13 protein-coding genes and 1 tRNA gene are annotated in these 17,228 nt (G+C 71.6%); 4 read left to right on the forward strand and 10 right to left on the reverse strand.

Annotation, left to right across the window (positions count from 1 at the left end; translation table 11 throughout):
- Positions 1-86: 86 nt before the first annotated feature.
- The 4 genes from Q9R26_RS01300 to Q9R26_RS01315 all read right to left on the reverse strand — a co-directional run bounded on the left by Q9R26_RS01300 (position 87) and on the right by Q9R26_RS01315 (position 6,594).
- A complete protein-coding gene (locus Q9R26_RS01300) occupies positions 87-2,462 on the reverse strand; it encodes a bifunctional UDP-sugar hydrolase/5'-nucleotidase (protein ID WP_311226344.1) in 2,376 nt (791 codons plus the stop codon).
- A gap of 102 nt (positions 2,463-2,564) precedes the next feature.
- Positions 2,565-4,379, reverse strand: a complete 1,815-nt coding sequence (locus Q9R26_RS01305; RefSeq protein ID WP_111109936.1) for a thiamine pyrophosphate-requiring protein — start codon at positions 4,377-4,379, stop codon at positions 2,565-2,567.
- A 134-nt stretch (positions 4,380-4,513) separates the two neighbouring features.
- Positions 4,514-5,440: a sugar phosphate isomerase/epimerase gene (locus Q9R26_RS01310; protein ID WP_111055161.1), complete on the reverse strand. Its 927-nt coding sequence runs from the start codon at positions 5,438-5,440 to the stop codon at positions 4,514-4,516.
- Entirely contained in the window at positions 5,437-6,594 is a 1,158-nt protein-coding gene (locus Q9R26_RS01315; RefSeq protein ID WP_247737630.1) for a Gfo/Idh/MocA family protein, read from the reverse strand. Before Q9R26_RS01315 ends, Q9R26_RS01310 begins: the two co-directional genes overlap by 4 nt.
- Positions 6,595-6,670: 76 nt before the next feature.
- Between Q9R26_RS01315 and Q9R26_RS01320 the strand changes: the two genes are divergently transcribed.
- The 3 genes from Q9R26_RS01320 (at position 6,671) to Q9R26_RS01330 (ending at position 9,090) form a co-directional block, all read left to right on the forward strand.
- Positions 6,671-8,092: a glucose-6-phosphate dehydrogenase gene (locus Q9R26_RS01320; RefSeq protein ID WP_111101352.1), complete on the forward strand. Its 1,422-nt coding sequence runs from the start codon at positions 6,671-6,673 to the stop codon at positions 8,090-8,092.
- Between the two features lie 29 nt (positions 8,093-8,121).
- The gene (locus tag Q9R26_RS01325) at positions 8,122-8,907 is read left to right on the forward strand and encodes a dienelactone hydrolase family protein (RefSeq protein ID WP_311226345.1); all 786 of its coding nucleotides are present in this window, start codon (positions 8,122-8,124) and stop codon (positions 8,905-8,907) included.
- Between the two features lie 110 nt (positions 8,908-9,017).
- Positions 9,018-9,090: transfer RNA gene (locus tag Q9R26_RS01330), tRNA-Arg, on the forward strand.
- 70 nt (positions 9,091-9,160) lie between these two features.
- On the opposite strand, the gene Q9R26_RS01335 is transcribed toward Q9R26_RS01330, so the two are convergent.
- From Q9R26_RS01335 to Q9R26_RS01360, 6 genes are all read right to left on the reverse strand, one after another.
- On the reverse strand, positions 9,161-10,327 hold the full coding sequence (locus Q9R26_RS01335) for a N(5)-(carboxyethyl)ornithine synthase (RefSeq protein ID WP_311226346.1): 1,167 nt from the start codon (positions 10,325-10,327) through the stop codon (positions 9,161-9,163).
- Positions 10,328-10,379: 52 nt separating this feature from the next.
- On the reverse strand, positions 10,380-11,009 hold the full coding sequence (locus Q9R26_RS01340; RefSeq protein ID WP_311226347.1) for a TetR/AcrR family transcriptional regulator: 630 nt from the start codon (positions 11,007-11,009) through the stop codon (positions 10,380-10,382).
- A 92-nt stretch (positions 11,010-11,101) separates the two neighbouring features.
- Entirely contained in the window at positions 11,102-11,782 is a 681-nt protein-coding gene (gene aroQ / locus Q9R26_RS01345) for a gamma subclass chorismate mutase AroQ (RefSeq protein WP_259362691.1), read from the reverse strand.
- Positions 11,779-12,000 (reverse strand): hypothetical protein, encoded by a 222-nt coding sequence (locus Q9R26_RS01350; protein WP_071406470.1) that lies wholly within the window; start codon positions 11,998-12,000, stop codon positions 11,779-11,781. The genes aroQ and Q9R26_RS01350 overlap by 4 nt, the downstream gene beginning before the upstream one ends.
- Positions 12,001-12,029: 29 nt before the next feature.
- Entirely contained in the window at positions 12,030-13,700 is a 1,671-nt protein-coding gene (locus Q9R26_RS01355) for a glycoside hydrolase domain-containing protein (RefSeq protein ID WP_182064786.1), read from the reverse strand.
- Between the two features lie 171 nt (positions 13,701-13,871).
- The gene (locus Q9R26_RS01360) at positions 13,872-15,986 is read right to left on the reverse strand and encodes an acyltransferase family protein (RefSeq protein WP_311226348.1); all 2,115 of its coding nucleotides are present in this window, start codon (positions 15,984-15,986) and stop codon (positions 13,872-13,874) included.
- Between the two features lie 81 nt (positions 15,987-16,067).
- Between Q9R26_RS01360 and Q9R26_RS01365 the strand changes: the two genes are divergently transcribed.
- Positions 16,068-17,150: a hypothetical protein gene (locus Q9R26_RS01365; protein ID WP_311226349.1), complete on the forward strand. Its 1,083-nt coding sequence runs from the start codon at positions 16,068-16,070 to the stop codon at positions 17,148-17,150.
- The last annotated feature ends 78 nt before the right edge of the window (positions 17,151-17,228 follow it).

Below are 17,228 nucleotides of genomic sequence, written 5' to 3' on the forward strand. Positions count from 1 at the left end.
CGTGCACCGGGCCTCCTGACCGATGCGGACGGGCCGCCTCACCAGGGTGAGACGGCCCGTCCGCGTGTGTGCCCGCAGGCGCGAGGTCAGTCCGTCAGGACCGTCGCGGCACGTCGTGCGCGGTTGCGGCGGAGGACCACGAGTGCCGTGATCCCGGCGAGCAGGAGCAGGCCGGCCGCGATCGCCGGAGCGGTCAGGTCCGCACCCGTGTAGGCGAGGTCGCCACCGGCGCGCGGGTCGTCGTCGGTCCCGCCGACGCCACCGATGCCGGCGTCGTCACCGTCACCCGTGCCCGGCCCGGGGACGACCCCGCCGCCCGGGTTCGGGGTCGGCGTCGGCGTCGGGTCGACCGGGTCCGTCGGGTCCGTGGGGTCCGTCGGGTCCACCGCTGCGGCGACCGGGATCGTCACGGCGAGGGTGACGGTCTGGCCACCCGGCAGGGTGACGACGAGCGGAGCGTCCGTCGTGGCGACCGGCTCGGCCACCGCGGCGAGCGAGACGGAGCCGGCGGTGCGGGCGGAAGCGCGTGCGGCCGGCGCCTCGATCTCGGGGACCGTGACGGTCAGGGTCGCGCGACCCTGCTCGTCGTTCTTGTCGGTGATCGTCGGGTCGATCGCCGACGATGCGAGCTCCTTGCCGTCCGCGGTGACCGAGACGGAGCCGGCCTTCGCCGGGTCGTCGCTGCTGAACACGAGCGACGACAGGTCGAGCTCGATCTCGTCACCGGGCTGGAACCCACCGGCCGGGGTCGGCGTTACCGTGACGCCGACGGCGCGCTGGTCCTTCGGGGGCGTGACCTTCGGGTGGGCGAGGAAGTAGTCCACCTGGGCCTGCAGGTCGACCTGGCCGGAGTCGGCGACGTTCGTGCCGGTCGCGAAGGCGGCGAAGTTGTCGCCACCGGTCGACAGGAACGAGTTGACGGTCACCTTGAGGGTGTCGGTCAGCGCGATCGGCTTGCCGTCGAGGGTCATCGCGGTGATGCGCTCGCCGCGGCCCTTCGACGGGTCGTAGGTGTACGCGAAGCCGTCCGAGACGCCGAGCTTCAGGAACGGACGCTCGAGGCCGTCCGGCTGCCACTGCTGCTCGAGGGCGTTCTTGATCTGCTGGCCGGTCATGTCCTTCGTCACCAGGGTGTTGGCGAACGGCTGGACGAGCGCGGCCTCCTTGTAGGTGACGGTGCCGTCCGGGTCGCCGGCGCCGCTGGACGCGTAGACCATGTCGGTGCGGAGACCGCCCGGGTTCATGAAGGCGACCTGCGAGCCGTTCCGCTCGGTGGCGCTGCGCTGGACCTCGGCGATGTAGTTGCCCAGGACGGACTCGCCGCCGCGGTTCTCGGCCTTGCGGTCGGACTGCACGGCGCGACGCAGGTCACCCGTGATCTCGCCGAGCTTCTCGCCACCCTTGACGTCGGCGACGGCCTTCGCGGCGGTCACGATGTCGCTCACGGCGTTGACCGAGGTGGTGTCGGCGGGGACACGCTTGTCCTCGTTGACGGAGGTGACCGAGGACGTGATGCCGGTGAGCTGCTTGTCGGCGTCCACGGTGAGCTGCAGGTGTCCGAGGTTCACCCCGTAGGACCCGGCCTGGATCACCGGACGCTTCGTGCCGTCGGGGCCGGCGATGGAGTGGTTGTACGTCGCGTGGGTGTGCGCCGACACGATTGCCGAGACCTTCGACGAGACGCCCGAGGTGATCCCGCCGAACGCGCCGGTGCCGGTGGCGTCGGTGAGCGCACTCGTGGTGGCGCCCTCGTGCACGAGCAGGACGAGCACGTCGGCCTCGCCGTTGTCGTCCTTGCCGTCGGTGAGCTGCTCGGCGTACCGGTTGACCTGGCTGACGATCGGGGCCATGGCGAGGCCCTCGACCCCGCCGGGGCTGACGAGCCCGGGGATGAGGTCCTCGGTGGTGGCACCGATGAAGCCGACCTTGACGCCGCCCTTCTCCACGATGGAGTACGGCGTGAAGGCGGGGTCGGTGGTGCCGGCCTTGACGATGTTCGCCGAGACGTACGGCCAGTCGGCGCGGTCCTCGATGCGGCCGGTCAGGTCGTCCTGGCCCTTGTCGAGCTCGTGGTTGCCGATAGCGCTGACGTCGAGGTCCATGGCGTTCAGGGCGTCGATCGTGGGGGAGTCCTGCTGGATGAGCGAGGTGAAGGTCGAGGCGCCCACGTTGTCGCCGACGCTGGCGAAGATCGTGTTCGGGTTGGCCTCGCGGTAGGACTGCACGACGCCGGCGAGCTTCGCGGCGCCGGCGGCCTTGTCGGCGGCGGTGCCCTCGGACTCGATGCGACCGTGGAAGTCGTTGACGTCGATGATGTCGATGGTCGTGTCGCCCTCGGCGGCGACGGCTGCGGACGGGACGGACAGTGCGACCAGGACCCCGGCGGTGGCGAGGGCCGCGCCGGCGCCGAGGCGTCGTCGGGTCGTCGCACCGGCGGTTCCGGTGGTGTGGGAAGTGTTCATCGCCGTCGAACCTACGAAGACGCACAGGCGACCCGCCAGACCCCGTCGCAAGTCGTCACATGCCGTTCACACGGCCGTCCCCCTGGGCCCGCCCGACCTGGTTCAGTCGCGGCCGAGCGCCCCCTTCACCCGCTCGGTGACCTCGGTCGCCATCGCCTTGGCGGAGTCCTTCACGACGTCGAACTCGACCGGGTCACCCTTCAGCAGGCTCTTCGCCGTGTTGATCGCGTACTCCTTCGTGATGTGCGGGGGCAGCGGCGGGACGCTCCGGCTGACGTACGCGTCGATCAGGGTGACCCCCTGGTGCGCGAAGGCCCGCTCGACCGCCGCCTCGACCTCGGAGTCCTCGTGCACCGCGATGCCCTGGAACCCGAGCAGCGTCGCGTACCCGGCGTAGTCGATCGACTCGACGTCCTGCGAGCCGCGCCACATCGGGTTGCCGTCCTCGGTGCGCATCTCCCACGACACCTGGCCGAGGTCGTCGTTGTGCATGACCACGATGACGAGCTGCTGGTTCGGCCAGGCCGCCAGGTACTTCTTCACGGTGATCAGCTCGTTCATGCCGAGCATCTGGAAGGCCCCGTCGCCGATCGTGCACACCGCCGGGCGGTCCGGGAACGCGAACTTCGCCGTCACCGCGTACGGCATGGCTGCGAGCATCGTCGCGAGGCGGCCGGACATGTCGCCGCGCATGCCCTCGCGCAGCCGGATGTGGTGGCCGTACCAGTCGGCCGTCGTGCCGGCGTCGGCGGTGACCGTGACGCCGTCGGGCAGCCGGTCGTTCACGGCCTGGATCACCCGGCGCGGGTTCACGCCGTCGTCGTAGGCGACCTCGGACTGCGCACGCATCTCCGACTCCCACTCGCGCATCTCGTCGGCGACGGTCTGCTGGAAGGACCTGTCGGTCTTCTGCTCGAGCAGCGGGAGCACCGCGTCGAGCGTCGAGCCGACATCGCCCCACAGGTTCAGCTCGGTCGGGTACCGCAGGCCGAGCTGCTCCGGCTTGATGTCGACCTGGATGCCCCGGGCCTGCCCCGTCTTCGGCATGTACTCGCCGTACGGGTAGTTCGTGCCGAGCAGCACGAGGGTGTCGCAGTCGCGGATCTGGTGCAACGACGGCAGCGACCCGAGCAGCCCGAGCTGCTGCGAGTGGTACGGCACGTCGGACGGGATCACGTCCTTGCCGCGGAGTGCCGTGATGATCCCCGCACCCGCCTTCTCGGCGGCGGCGAGCACCTGGGCCGTCGCACCGCGCGCACCCGCACCGACCAGGAACGTCACCTTCGACCCGGCGTTGATGATCTCCGCCATCTTCCGGACCTCGTCGGCGGGCGGCGTGATCCGGGTGGACGCGGGGACGTCGCTCGACCGCGAGGCCCAGTGCTCCAGCGGCGGCGCGTCGTACGCCATCGCCTGCACGTCGTGGGGCAGCACGACGACGGCCGGCTGCTTGCGGAGCGATGCCGTGCGGAACGCGGTGTCGAGCACCACGCCGACGGCCTCGGGCGTGGCCACCGTCTGCACGTAGCAGGCGACGTCGGCGAACACGCGCTCCAGGTTCGACTCCTGCTGCGTGAACGATCCCATCGCCGCGAGCCCCTGCTGGCCGACGATCGCCACCACCGGCTGGTTGTCCATCTGCGCGTCGTACAGCCCGTTCAGCAGGTGGAAGGCACCGGGACTCGACGTCGCGACGCAGACCCCGACCTCGCCGGTGAACTTCGCGTGCGCGGTCGCCATCAGCGCCGCGATCTCCTCGTGCGTGGGGCGGACGTACTCCAGGCCGTCGCCCGTCGACGCCGCCTTGCCGAGCGCGCCGTCGAAGGCGCCGATCCCGTCGCCGGGGTACCCGAACACGCGGGAGACCCCCCACGCCTTGATGCGGTCGATGACGAAGTCGCTCACGGTCGTGCTCATGGCACCAGCGTGCGCGGGCGCGCACGGGTCCGTTCACAGGCACCGGACTGGAGGCCCGGATCACGTGACCGACGTCGGTCACGTGATCCGGGCCTCCAGACCAGGGCCATGTGCTCGTTGCCGGTGGGTGCTCGCTACTGCTCCTGCGCGATCAGCGGTCGCAGCGTGCGGTGCGCGATGCGCAGCCCCTCGAGCACCCGGTCGTCGGTGCCGCCCCAGAGCGGGTCCTCGTGCTCGACGCTCAGCGTGCCGTCGAAGCCCGCCTCGTAGAGGCGGTCGACGACGCGCGGCCAGTCCACGACACCGCGGCCCGGCACCCGGAACCGCCACCAGCCCATGTCCCACGGGTCGTCGCCCTTGTCGACCTTGCCGAAGAACCCGTACTCGTTGCGCCGCTCGGGGAACAGCTCCAGGTCCTTCGCCTGGGCGTGCACGATGTGCTCGGCGAACGGCAGGATCGTCTCGACCGGGTCGATGCCGATCCACGTCAGGTGCGACGGGTCCCAGTTCAGGCCGAAGCCCAGACCGGTGACCCAGCCCCAGAGCTCGGGGGAGTACGCGATGTTGCCGGGGTACCCGTCGGGGTGCCAGCCCTCCATCACGCAGTTCTCGATGACGAGCCGGACGCCCCGCTCGCCGGCGTAGTCGACGAGCTCGGGCAGGACCCGGTTCCCCTCGGCCATGTTCTCGCGGACGGACTTCGTGGTGTCGCGGCCGATGAACGTGCCCACGTACGGGATGCCGAGCGTCTGCGCGGTGTCGATCGCGTGCTTGAGGTGGGTCCGCACCGCGGCCCGGTGCTCCGGGTCCCGGTGCAGGTTGTTCTCGTAGTACGCGAGCGCCGAGATCTCGAGGCCCGTGCGGTCGAGCAGGGCGCGGGTGGCCAGGGCGTCCTCGTCCGTGAACGTGGCGACCGGCAGGTGCGCCGCCTCGAAGTCGCGGCCGCCGGTGCCGGGCCAGACGGCGACCTCGAGCCGCTCGTAGCCCTGCTGCTGGGCGAACCCGGCGATCCGGTCGAGCGACCAGCCGGGCAGGCAGGCGGTCAGCATGCCGAGCTTCACCGGATCTCCCGCCAGGTCGTCTCGGCCGCGCTGCCGATCACGGCCTCGATGATGTCGGCCGAGCGGGCGCCGTCCGCGAACGTCGGCAGCCCGTCGGGGGCCACTCCGGTGCGGACCGCGGTGTAGGTGTCGGCGACGAAGGCCGCGAAGGCGTCGAGGTACCCCTGCGGGTGCCCGGCCGGCACGATCGCCAGCCGGCGCTGGTCCGGGTACCCCTGCGACGGGTCGCGCACGACGATCTGGGCGCCGCGCTCGTTGCCGAACCAGGCCGACTCGGGCTGCTCCTGGTCGAACGCCGCGCTGCCGCGGGTGCCGTCGACCTCGAACCACAGGCGGTTCTTCCGGCCCGACGCGACCTGCGAGATCACGACGTTCCCGATGCGGCCCGTGGCGGTGCGGAAGGTGGCGACGGCGGTGTCCTCGGTGGTGACCTCGGCGCGCTCGGTCGCGTCGGCCACCGGGTCCGGATCGGGGGAGCCGGAGAACGACGGACCGGACGCCGCCGGGCGGGTCGGGTAGACGATGTCGGTCGCCGCGGACACCGACGCGAAGCGCTCGCCCGTCACGAACTCGACCAGGTCGCACCAGTGCGAGCCGATGTCGGCGAACGCGCGGGACAGGCCGCTCGAGGTCGGGTCGACCCGCCAGCTCGAGGCGTCCTCGTCGAGCATCCAGTCCTGCAGGTAGTGGCCGTGCACCGCGAGCAGCCGGCCGAGCTCCCCGTCGGCGATGCGCGCCCGGATCTCGCGGACCATCGGGTGGTACCGGTACACGAACGGCACGGTGGCCACGACACCGGCCTCGGCGGCGGCGGCGACGAGCTCGGCGGCCTGCGCGGGGTCGATCGCCAGGGGCTTCTCGCAGACCACGTTGATGCCGGCCGCGATCACCGCGAGCGCCTGCGGGTGGTGCTGGTCGTTCGGGGTGCAGATGTGCACGACGTCGGGGGCGTCGGCGATGACCTCGTCGAGGGAAGCGTAACCACGGGGCAGGTCGAGCTGCGCCGCCACCTGCTCGGAGCGGGCGGCGTTCCGACCGAGCACACCGAGGACCTCGGCGCCGGAGGCCCGGGCCGCCCGGGCGTGGACGCCGGCGATCATGCCCGTCCCGACCACGGCGACACGGAGGCGTCGCCCTTCGTACCCACTGCTCATGGTGCTCCCTCGCGCCGGAATGACACCACCGTAGCGGCCCGGTCATCCACCGGGGCCGATGAGTACCGTCTGCAGCATGTCGAGCCTCCAGACCAGCCTGCTCATCCTCGGAGCCAGCGGCGACCTGTCCAAGCGCCTGCTCCTGCCCGGCCTCGCGACCCTGCTCCAGGTGAAGGACGACTGGGACGTCCAGCTCGTCGGGGCCGGTGTCGAGGACCTGTCCGACGCCGACTGGAAGGCGCAGGTGCGCGAGTCCTTCGAGAACGCGCAGGCGTCGAAGAACGAGGAGGACGAGGGCGCCTCCGGTGACACGGCGCTGCCGGAGCGACTGCAGGCCGTGGTCGACGCCTCGACCTACCGGAAGGCCGACGTCACCGACCCGGACGACCTGCGCGCACTGCTCGCCGCGTGCGAGCACGACCCCGCGATCTACTTCGCGCTGCCCCCGGCGGTCACCGAGAAGAGCTGCGAGCAGCTCGCCCACCTCGACCTGCCCGCCGGCACCCGCCTGGCGCTCGAGAAGCCGTTCGGCACCGACGCCGACAGCGCCTCGCACCTCAACGACCTGCTGCACTCGTTCATCCCCGAGGAGCGCATCCACCGCGTCGACCACTTCCTCGGCCGCTCCACCGTGCTCAACCTGCTCGGGCTGCGCTTCGCCAACCGCATCATCGAGCCGCTGCTGTCGTCGCAGCACGTCGAGCGCGTCGACATCGTCTACGACGAGACCCTCGGGCTCGAGGGCCGGGCGCGCTACTACGACAAGGCCGGGGCGCTCACCGACATGATCCAGAGTCACCTGCTGCAGGTGATGGCCGTCGTCGCGATGGAGGCCCCCGCCTCGATCAAGGCCGACGACCTGCGCACCCAGAAGGAGCTCGTGCTGCGGGCCGTCCGGCCGTGGGGCGGCGACGTCGTCACCGCGGGCAAGCGCGCCCGGTACACCGCCGGCACCGTCGGGGACCGCCAGCTGCCGTCGTACGTCGACGAGGACGGCGTGGACCCGTCGCTCGGCACCGAGACCCTCGCCCAGCTCACCCTGGAGATAGCGAACTGGCGCTGGGCCGGCGTCCCGTTCACCCTGCGCTCCGGCAAGGCGCTCGCCGCGCAGCGCCGCGAGATCGTCATCACGTTCAAGGACTCCCCGCACGTGCCCGAGGGGCTCACCGGCACCGAGCTGCCCGACCGGCTGCGCATCTGGATCGCCCCGGACGAGATGCAGCTCGAGCTCAACGTCAACGGCGCGGGTGACCCGTACACGATCGACCACACGAGCCTGGAGGTGACGTTCAACCCCGGGCGCCTGAGTGCCTACGGCGAGGTGCTGGCCGGCGTGCTCGAGGGTGACGCCACGCTGTCGGTCCGCGGTGACAGCGCGGTGCAGGGCTGGAAGGTCGTCGGACCGTTCCTCGACGCGTGGAAGGCCGGCAAGGCGCCCCTCGACGAGTACGCCGCCGGCTCCGTCGGCCCCGACGGCTGGGACAACATCGAGGCCTGAGCCCGAGCGGCGGCGTAGCGTCGGGCGACGTGAACACCACCGACGACGTCCTGCAGACCGTTTCCGAACCCGCCGGCGCCGACATCCGCGTCGACGACGTCCCCTACGACCACGAGGGCACCGAACTGCTCGGTGTGCTCGCGAAGGACGCCGCGATCGCGGGCCGTCGTCCGGCCGTCCTCGTCGTGCACGACTGGCACGGCGTGAACGAGCACGTCGAGGCACGGGTGACGATGCTCGCCAGGCTCGGCTACGTCGCGTTCGGCGCGGACATCTACGGAGCCGGCGTCCGGCCCGGTGACGACACCGCGGCCCAGATCGCCGGCGGTTTCTACCAGGACCTGCCCCTGCTGCGCGCCCGCGCCACCGCCGGGCTCGAGCGACTGCTCGCCGACCCGGACGTCGACCCCGCCCGCGTCGTGGTGATGGGCTACTGCTTCGGTGGCTCGACCGCACTCGAACTCGCACGGACCGGGGCCGACCTGGTCGGTGCCGTGGCGTTCCACGGCGGCCTCATCGCGCACGACCCCTCGGACGCCGCGGACATCCGGGCGAAGCTGCTCGTCCTCACCGGGGGCGCCGACCCCGTCGTGCCGGACGAGGCCGTGCACGCGTGGCAGGACGAGATGCGGGCGGCGCCGGACGTCGACTGGCAGGTCGTGACGTACTCGGGCGCGATGCACGCGTTCGCCGTACCCGGCACCGACGCCCCGGACCACGGCGCGCAGTACCAGGAGCGTGCCGATCGCCGGTCGTGGCAGGCACTCCGGGTGTTCCTGGCCGAGGTGTTCGACGAGGAGCCCGCGGCGCTGTGACGGTGCGGCCGTCGGAGACCGTTCGCGACACGCCGAGCACGGGGGCCGGAGGGCCTCGATTGGCGCCCGGGCCGCACCTGTTGTAGAGTCTTCCACGGCCGCAAGGCCACGCGCTCGTAGCTCAATGGATAGAGCATCTGACTACGGATCAGAAGGTTGGGGGTTCGAGTCCCTTCGAGCGCACAGTACGAGGAAGGGCCCCGGTGGATTCCACCGGGGCCCTTCTTCGTTCCGGCGTTCCGGCCGGCGTGGGTCAGTCCGCGGCGCGGTGCGGGTACTCCGCGGAGCGGCTCTGGAACGCGAGGATCGCCGGGTTGCGGATGCGCCCGTCCTCGATCTCGATCGCCCGACGGATCGTCTCCGATCCCGCCCAGGCTCCGCTGCCGGACATCACCGTCCGCAGGAACGGCAGCAGCGCCTCGCTGATCTCCCAGGTCGACGAGTTCCAGAGCAGCGAGGGGCTGTGGTCGACGGCGTAGTAGTTGGTCGTGTTCCCGACGGTGGTCAACGGTTCGGTGAAGGACGTCGGGCTTGCCCAGCTGAAGCCCATCCCCTCGTCGATGGAGACGTCGACGATGAGGCTCCCCGGACGGAACGCCGCCAGGTCCTCGGTGTCCAGGAACACGAGGGGTGCGTTCGGGTCCTGGAGCGTGCAGTTCACGACGACGTCGTTCTCGGCCAGGTACGGCGCCAGCGGGACCGGCCCGTCGGGGGTCGTGACCACCAGCTCGGACGGTGACGCGTCGTCGGGTCCGAAGCGCAGGATGTCGACGGACGGGATGGGTGACCCCACCGCCGCGACGTCCCGGTTCGTCAGGACACGGACGTCGTGGATGCCGTGGGCGTTCAGGGCGGTCACCGCCCCGCGGGCGGTGGCACCGAACCCGATGACGACCGCTGTGAGACGTCGCCCGTAGTCGCCCGTCGACCCGCAGAGCTGCAGCGCGTGGATCACCGAGCAGTAGCCGGCGAGCTCGTTGTTCTTGTGGAACACGTGCAGGCTGAAGCCACCGTCGTCACGCCAGTGGTTCATCGCCTCCCACGCGATCAGTGTCAGGCGCTTGTCCACCGCGAGCTGCGTGAGCTCGCGGTCCTGCACGCAGTGCGGCCACCCCCACAGGGTCTGACCGTCCCGCAGGTCTGCGAGGTCGGCCGCCAGGGGCTTGGGCAGCAGGACGACATCGGCCGTCGCGATCACCTGTTCGCGGTCGGCCATCGCGCCGACGAGGGGTTCGAGCTGCTCGTCGGGGACACCGAAGCGGCGGCCGTACCCGCGCTCGAGCGTCATCGCCGCTCGGAGGTCGGGATCGATGCGCTCGAGGTGCGCGGGGTGGATCGGCAGGCGACGTTCGTCGGCCTTCCGGGAGTCGGCGAGCACCCCGAGGTGGAGCAACTGGTGCGCTGGCGCTGTTTCGGTCATGGTGCACTGTACGGTGCGGCTCGACCAGGAGCGCACCGGAGGGGGCGAGCGGTCAGGGACGCGGCGTGTACGGCTGGGCCGCCGCGATGACCTCCGACGCACCGGCGATGCCGAACGACGTGAAGAGCGGTGCCCACAGCGCCTTGAGCTGCGCCACGAGCTCGTCGTCGGTCAGCTGCGTCGAACCGTCCACCATGCCCAGCGTCGTGTTGAGGAGCAGCAGGACGGACGGCTGGACCGCGGCCGCGTCGACGTCCGCCGCCGCGACCCCGGCGCTGACGAGCTCGCCCCGCGTCATCTCGAACCAGTCGAAGCCGCGCGGCACCGGCACGCCGGCCTTGCCGAGTTCGTGCAGGAGCCGGACCGCGCCGCCCGCGACCGAGCCCCGGCGGACGTCCATCCCGGTGGTCAGGAGGAACACCGTCAGCCGCTCGATGCCGGGCTGCGCGGGGAGTGCGTCGAAGAGTTCACGCCACCGCTGCTGCTGCAGTTCGATGACGGCCGTCGCCAGGTCCTTCTTCGACGGGAACAGGTGGTACCCGATCGCCGACTTCGGCTTGCCCATCGCCTCGGCGACGCGGGAGAACGTGGTTGCCTCGTAGCCGAAGGCCGCGAACTGCTGCCCCGCGGCGTCGATGATGGCTCGTCGAGACGCCTCCATGGCGAGCTGCCGCTGGTTCATCTGGCGCGGTGTCCTTCCTCGCCCGGAGTCGAGCGATCAGTGAACACCACATCCTAGGGCCGCTCATGATGACGGCCCGTCCCCTGCCCGCGTCAGGCGGCGCAGAACGTGTGCCAGGCCACGTCGATCCCCTTCCGGTGCAGCGAGTCGAGTCCGACGTCGAGGTGCTTCCGCTCGGCGTCCACCAGGTGTGCGCACCGGTGGTCCTGGGCGACGGTCTGGGCCTGGCCGAGCGCGGTCACCAGGTCGGTGTCGATGGCGTCGAGCTGGGGGCGGATGGTCGTCAGGTCCGGTGCCGTCGTGGGTGCGGTCCACGGGTTGTGCGTCCAGTGGTTGATGAGGCCGCGCTGGACGACCTTGCTCGCGGCGATCTGCGCGCGGATCACCCGGGTCACCAGCACGGGGTCGACGCCCTGCTGCTCCGCCAGGGTCACCGCTTCGTCCACGACGGCCTGTTCGCGCACCGGATCGGCGACCGGCTTCCCGCTGAGCCACTTCGACTCCGCCACCGGGTCGGCGAGCTCGAGCCGTCGGAGGATGAGCGTGCCGATGGTGTCGAGCTCCGCCGTCGACGCCGTGGGACGGGAACCGTCGTGGGAGATGGTCATCGTGGAACCCGTCGGTTCGGCGGACGTGGGCAGTGGATCGGCGTTCGCCGCCGAGGTCGGCAGGGCGATGCCCGCCGCGAGCAGCCCGAAGGCCAGGGCCGTCGCGGCGGTCCGGCGGGTGCGGTGCCGGACGGTGGTCGGGGTGGTGTGGTGTGCGGTGTTCACGGGGTTTCCTTCCCGAACCGGCGCCGGACGCGTCGGGTCAGATCGTCGATGATCGGTTTGATGACCTCGTCGTAGAACGGGTAGACGCCGAAGTGGTCGGCGCCCTCGTCGCAGTAGCAGTCCATCGAGATCGCCTCCTCGAAGTTCGAGAAGACGTAGGTGGCACGGTGCGGGAACACGGCGTGCGGCTCGTCGTCACGCGGGGTCGTGGTGGTCACGGCGGCGCTCGATCCCGGTCGGCAGTCCGTCAGCCGGCCAGCCGAGCCGCGGGGACGCCGGGGTCGCGCCCGGAGTCCACCACCGCGTCGATCTCGGTGGACCCGTTGCCCGACCCGACCGTGCGGTTCTGGATCTGGTTGAGCGACCAGTTGCCCGGCAGTGGCTCGAGCTGGTTGCCCGACCAGGCCGGCGACATCCCGGCGACGAACGAGAAGTGCGCGAGTCCGGCGCTGCTCACGGCGGTGCACGTGGCGCGGGAGCCGTAGACGCCCGCCTTGTACAGGTTCCCGCGGTCCCGCAGGCCGGCGGCGACGCCACGGAAGTACGGGACCACGAGCGACTCGTCCTGCGCCGCGGTCGCGTCGAAGTCGGCGGCGAAGTAGACGGTGGTCTGCTTTGGGATCCCGAGCTTCCGGGCCGCGTCGTGGGCGCGGTGGGCGTCGCGGACGCCCTGTTCCTCCGTGAACCACGAGGCAGCGAACCCGCCCTCCTCGAAGATCGGCCACAGCCCAAGGCCGGCGCTCGCCATCACACGGAGTTCCTCGGGGGTCAGGGCCTTGTCGAGTGCCCCGGAACGCTGGTGGTTCGTGAGGTACCGGCCGACGCTGGTGGCACCGGACGCCCGGACGGCGGCCGCGCGGGCGTCGTCGAGGCGCACCGCGGTGTCGGCACCGGTCGTCGCACGGTCCGGGTCACCCGTGCTCGCCGCCAGGGCTGCCCAGGTGCCGGCGTCGCACGTCCCGGTCTGCTCGGCGGGCGGGAACGCCTGGAACTGCTGGAACGCACGGACCACCGCGGCGTCCGCCGCCGAGTAGGCACTGCTGAACACGACGCGCTCGCCGTTCAGCACCAGGAGCGCCTTGACGAGCAGCACCCAGGCGCCGGTGGCCCCGACCCCGACGACGCTCGGGCCCGCGGCACGGAGCGCGGCGGCCGTCCCCGGTCCCCAGGCGCCGTCGACCGTGACGCCCACCGCGACCTGCACCGCGCGGATCGCCGCCGAGTACGTGCTCGTGTCGACGAGTCCGCTCGTGCTGCCGTACGCGCCGCCGGTCGCCTCGGCGTAGGTGCGGTTGAGGTACTGCTGCACCGCGCGCACCGCTCGGGACCCGCCGGAGGCGAGCCGGACCGGGTCGACGGTCAGGAGTGCGGCGTACAGGTGCGCCGACAGCGGGAGCGCGCCGGGCTCGGCACCCAGGTCGGACCGGAGCGCCTGCACGGCCGCGACGGTGGCCGCGTCGTACTCACCGGTGAGCGTGACGGTCGAGGCGCCCTTGCAGACCAGTCCGGCCTGGACGAGCCGGCGCCAGGTGGCGGCGTCGTCGCCCGTCTCGGCCCCGACGTCGCCGTGCTGTTCGAGCTTCCGACGGGTCGTCGGCCCGAACGTCGCGACGACGGGGGAGATGCCGAGCAGCGACTGGGTGGCCTGCACGATCCCGAGCACGGTGCCGCTGCCGGTCAGCCCGTCCTCGTCCACGTGCACCCATCCGTGCAGGTGCCCGAAGGTCGTGTTGAGCCAGCGCTGCACGGCCAGCACGCCCGAGTCGGCGGAGCCGGACGAGCCGGAGGAACCGGTCGACCCGGTGGAGCCGGCCGCGCCGGAGGGGGTGGCAGCGTCGGCCGGGGCCGCGAGTGCGGTCGTGACGAGCGGGACGGTGGCGGTGATGCCGATGAGCGCAGTTCGGCGCGAGATGTGCACGGGGGTGCCCCTTCAGTTGCCTCGAGCGTCCGCTGGCCGTCGATCGCGCTGTGCGATGCTGATGGCCGCGGCATGGTCCGAGCAACTTCGTCCCTCAACTTGGGACGGTCCTGCAATTCGGCAGACGATCGTCTGATGAAGCGCTCAGTCCCCCCGTCCGGGCCGCCCCGCTCAGCGCGCGAAGGCCGCCAACCGGTCCTGCAGCGCACGCTTCAGGTACGGCTCGAGCGACGACGCCCACGTCGCGGTGATGTGCGTGCTGTCCCGGTAGACCAGGACGCCCCCGACGACCGCAGGGCACGTGGTGTCGGTGCAGTAGTAGCGGCTCAGGTCGATCGACGCCGCCTTGCCCCCGGCTGCCCGGAACGCGGCGACGGCCTCGACCGACGAGTCCGTCGTGCCGAGCGCTTCGGCGCGCGACCGGTCGCAGGCGTCCGTCGTCGGCCCGGACATCGTGCTGAGGCAGGCGACGACGTCGGGGCGGGGCACCGGGTTGTCACGGACGGCGATGACGGGTAGCTCGTCACCGGCCGCCTGCTCCCATGCGTCGACCAGGCCGTTGCGGGTGGCCTTGTCGCGGGCGGGTCCGGGCGGCAGGCTCACCGGCATCTGCGTGGTGGAGTGGGTGACGACCAGGGCGTCGGCGTCGCGGTGCTCGCGGACGTAGTCGATGGCGGCGTGCTTCCACGAGTTGCAGCCCCGCATCGACGAAGAGCTCAGCGAGTCCTGCTGCGCGGTGGTGAGGTAACACCCGCCGGCGCCGGCCAGGTCGATCCGCCAGCCGTTGTCGTCCGCGATCTTCTCGTACGCACCGAGCAGTGCGTTGCTGTGCGAGTCGCCGATGACGATGAGGTGCTTCGACCAGCCGGTGGTCTTGCCGAGGACGCAGGGCCGGAACGTGCCGCTCCAGCACTCGGCGCGGTTGTCGTCGTCGTCCTTGGCCACGGCCGGAGCGGGCACACGGACGTCGGCGAGCTCGGGGTCGACGCAGGGGTCCGCGAACCCGATGCGCGCGGCGGCACCGAAGCAGGACTCGTCGTCGTCCTCCTGCTCCGCGGTGACCTGCTTCGTGACCGTGGTCGCGTTGACCTCCTGCACGTAGACGGCGGTCAGGGTGGCTGCCCCGAGCGTCACGACGGTGAAGCTGCAGATGACGGCGAGCGAGACGACGCCCCGGGGCTGCAGGTCCCGCAGCCACGTCGAGAACCGGACCGGTTCCTCGAACCAGATCGTCGTCACGGTGGCCAGACCGATCGCGACGAGCAGTACTGCCGGACTCGTCGCCCAGTCGAGCGGACGTCCCAGCATGATCGGCAGGATGACGACGAGTGGCCAGTGCCAGAGGTAGAGCGCGTACGAGATCCGCCCGAAGAAGGCGACGGGCCGGAGCGCACCGACGTCCTCGAACTCGGTCCCCGCGCCGAACAGCAGCACGAGCGCCGCGCCGGCGACCGGCAGCAGCGCCGCGATCCCGGGGAACGCCGTCTCCGGGGTGATCACGACGAGGGACAGTGCGAGGGCCACGACGCCGATGCCGGTGGCGACCAGGCGGACCCGCCGGGCGACCTCGGTGCGGACCTCGGGCAGGTGCACGGTGGCGACGAGACCGCCGAGTGCGAACTCCCACGCGCGGGTGCCGGTGGAGAAGTAGGCGACGCCGGGGTCGGTGGCGGTCTGCACGATGCTCCACACGAGGGACAGCACGACGACGCTGCCGAGCAGCAGCCGCGCGGTCGCCAGCGGCGTGGACCGACGGCGTGCGAGTGCCCCGATGCCGAGCAGCAGGAGCGGCAGGAGGATGTAGAACTGCTCCTCGACCGACAGCGACCAGAAGTGCTGGAACGGTGAGGGGGCGTCGGCCGACGCCAGGTAGTCGACGGCGTTCGCCGCGAGCTCCCAGTTCTGCAGGTACACCGTCGAGGCGATCAGCTCACGCCCGTACTGCCCCCACAGCGCGCTCGGCACGGCGACGAGCACCGCGACTCCGGTGACGACGATGGTGAGGAACGCGGCCGGCAGTAGGCGTTTGGCCCGGCGCGACCAGAACCGTCCGAGCCGGATCGTGCCCGTCGCGAGCTGTTCCCGCAGCAGCAGCCCGGTGATCAGGAAGCCGGAGATCACGAAGAAGACGTCGACGCCGACGAACCCGCCGTGCAGGGCGCCCGGCCACAGGTGGTAGACGACGACCGCGAGGACGGCGAACGCGCGGAGGCCCTGGATGTCCCACCGCGTGGTGTCGCGCGCTCGGTGCGCGGGGCCCCGCTCGCCCGGCGTTGCTGTACTCACTGCGTCGATCCTAGGAGACGTGGACGGCTCCGCCGGGCGTTCTCGGCGCGGACGCTACGATCCTTCTCCAGAGGGGGGCCGATGGATCTGCGCTGGTTGACCGCGTCCGACGACGAGTTCGCGGCGGAGACGGCGCGACGACCGCGGATGCGCCGCCCGCGACAGGCTCCGCGGTGGTGGAACGCGCTGCTCCTGGCGATCGAGGTCCCGCTCGCGTGGCTCGCGTCCGCGCTCGTGGTCTGGGGCACCGGGCTCGTCCACAACGGTGCGGGTGTCGACGACGTCGTCCACTGGGTGGCCTGGTTCGTGGTGCTCGTCGCCGGTGTGGTCGGGCTCCTCGTGCTCCTGGTCCGGGGTGAACGACCTCGGACCCTGCGTCCGGACGAGGTTCGGGCGGTGCTGACGGGGGAGGCCAGTGGGTACCCGGCGCGTCCGGTCCGTCCGAAGCCGCTCGACTCGATGATCACCCCGCGCTACTCCGGTATCCGCGTCCACCCCCGGTTCGGCACCGCCCCCGTGCACGTCGACGGCGTCCCGGACGTCGAGTTCGGCTGCGTCCTGCGGCGCTGGATGGTCTCGCGGGACTGGACGTACCTGACCGTCCGGCTGCCCGGAGCGTTGCCGCACCTGCTCCTCGACGCCACGGCGAACGACGGTCGTCGCAGCGACCTGCCGGTGGTGCTCCGCCACCGGCAGCGGATGTCGCTGGAGGGCGACTTCGACCGGCACTTCCGGGTGTGGGCGCCGGAGGACTACGGCCGGGACGCGCTGTACGTCCTCACCCCTGACGTGATGGCAGCGCTCGTCGACCACGCGACCGGCTGGAACGTCGAGATGGTCGACGACCGGCTGGTCTTCTCGGCGCCGGGGACCGCGGACTGGTCGCGCCCTGCGCCGTGGATGCAGGTCGAGGCAGTCCTGGGCGAGGTCGTGCCCCGTGTCGTGCGCGCCGCCTCCCGGTACCAGGACGACCGTTCGTTGCTCGAGGACGGGCACGCCGACGCGATCGCCGCCGCGGGGCGTCGCCTGGTGCTCCGCGACCGCCGGAAGAGCCGTCTGCGAGCGACGTGGGCGGGGGCCGTGTGGATGGGCGTCGTCTGCGTCTCCTACAGCGGACCGTTGGCCGTCGCGGTGGTCGGTTCGATGTCGGTCCTCGACCACTGACCGTCGGCGCACGCCTGCGACGTGGCCCCGGTACGGACGGGAGGCCCGTGGCGGTGTCGCCACGGGCCTCCCGTTCCT

Origin of the sequence: Curtobacterium sp. BRB10 (genome assembly GCF_031844325.1) — a bacterium.
GTDB lineage: Bacteria > Actinomycetota > Actinomycetes > Actinomycetales > Microbacteriaceae > Curtobacterium > Curtobacterium poinsettiae_A.

Bases quoted from the DNA above. Each gene is read 5' to 3' on its own strand.
- Q9R26_RS01305 (WP_111109936.1), bottom strand. From the start codon at position 4,379: ATGAGCACGACCGTGAGCGACTTCGTCATCGACCGCATCAAGGCGTGG.
- Q9R26_RS01335 (WP_311226346.1), bottom strand. From the start codon at position 10,327: ATGACCGAAACAGCGCCAGCGCACCAGTTGCTCCACCTCGGGGTGCTC.
- Q9R26_RS01365 (WP_311226349.1), top strand. From the start codon at position 16,068: ATGGATCTGCGCTGGTTGACCGCGTCCGACGACGAGTTCGCGGCGGAG.
- Q9R26_RS01320 (WP_111101352.1), top strand. From the start codon at position 6,671: ATGTCGAGCCTCCAGACCAGCCTGCTCATCCTCGGAGCCAGCGGCGAC.
- Q9R26_RS01315 (WP_247737630.1), bottom strand. From the start codon at position 6,594: ATGAGCAGTGGGTACGAAGGGCGACGCCTCCGTGTCGCCGTGGTCGGG.
- Q9R26_RS01300 (WP_311226344.1), bottom strand. From the start codon at position 2,462: ATGAACACTTCCCACACCACCGGAACCGCCGGTGCGACGACCCGACGA.
- Q9R26_RS01340 (WP_311226347.1), bottom strand. From the start codon at position 11,009: ATGAACCAGCGGCAGCTCGCCATGGAGGCGTCTCGACGAGCCATCATC.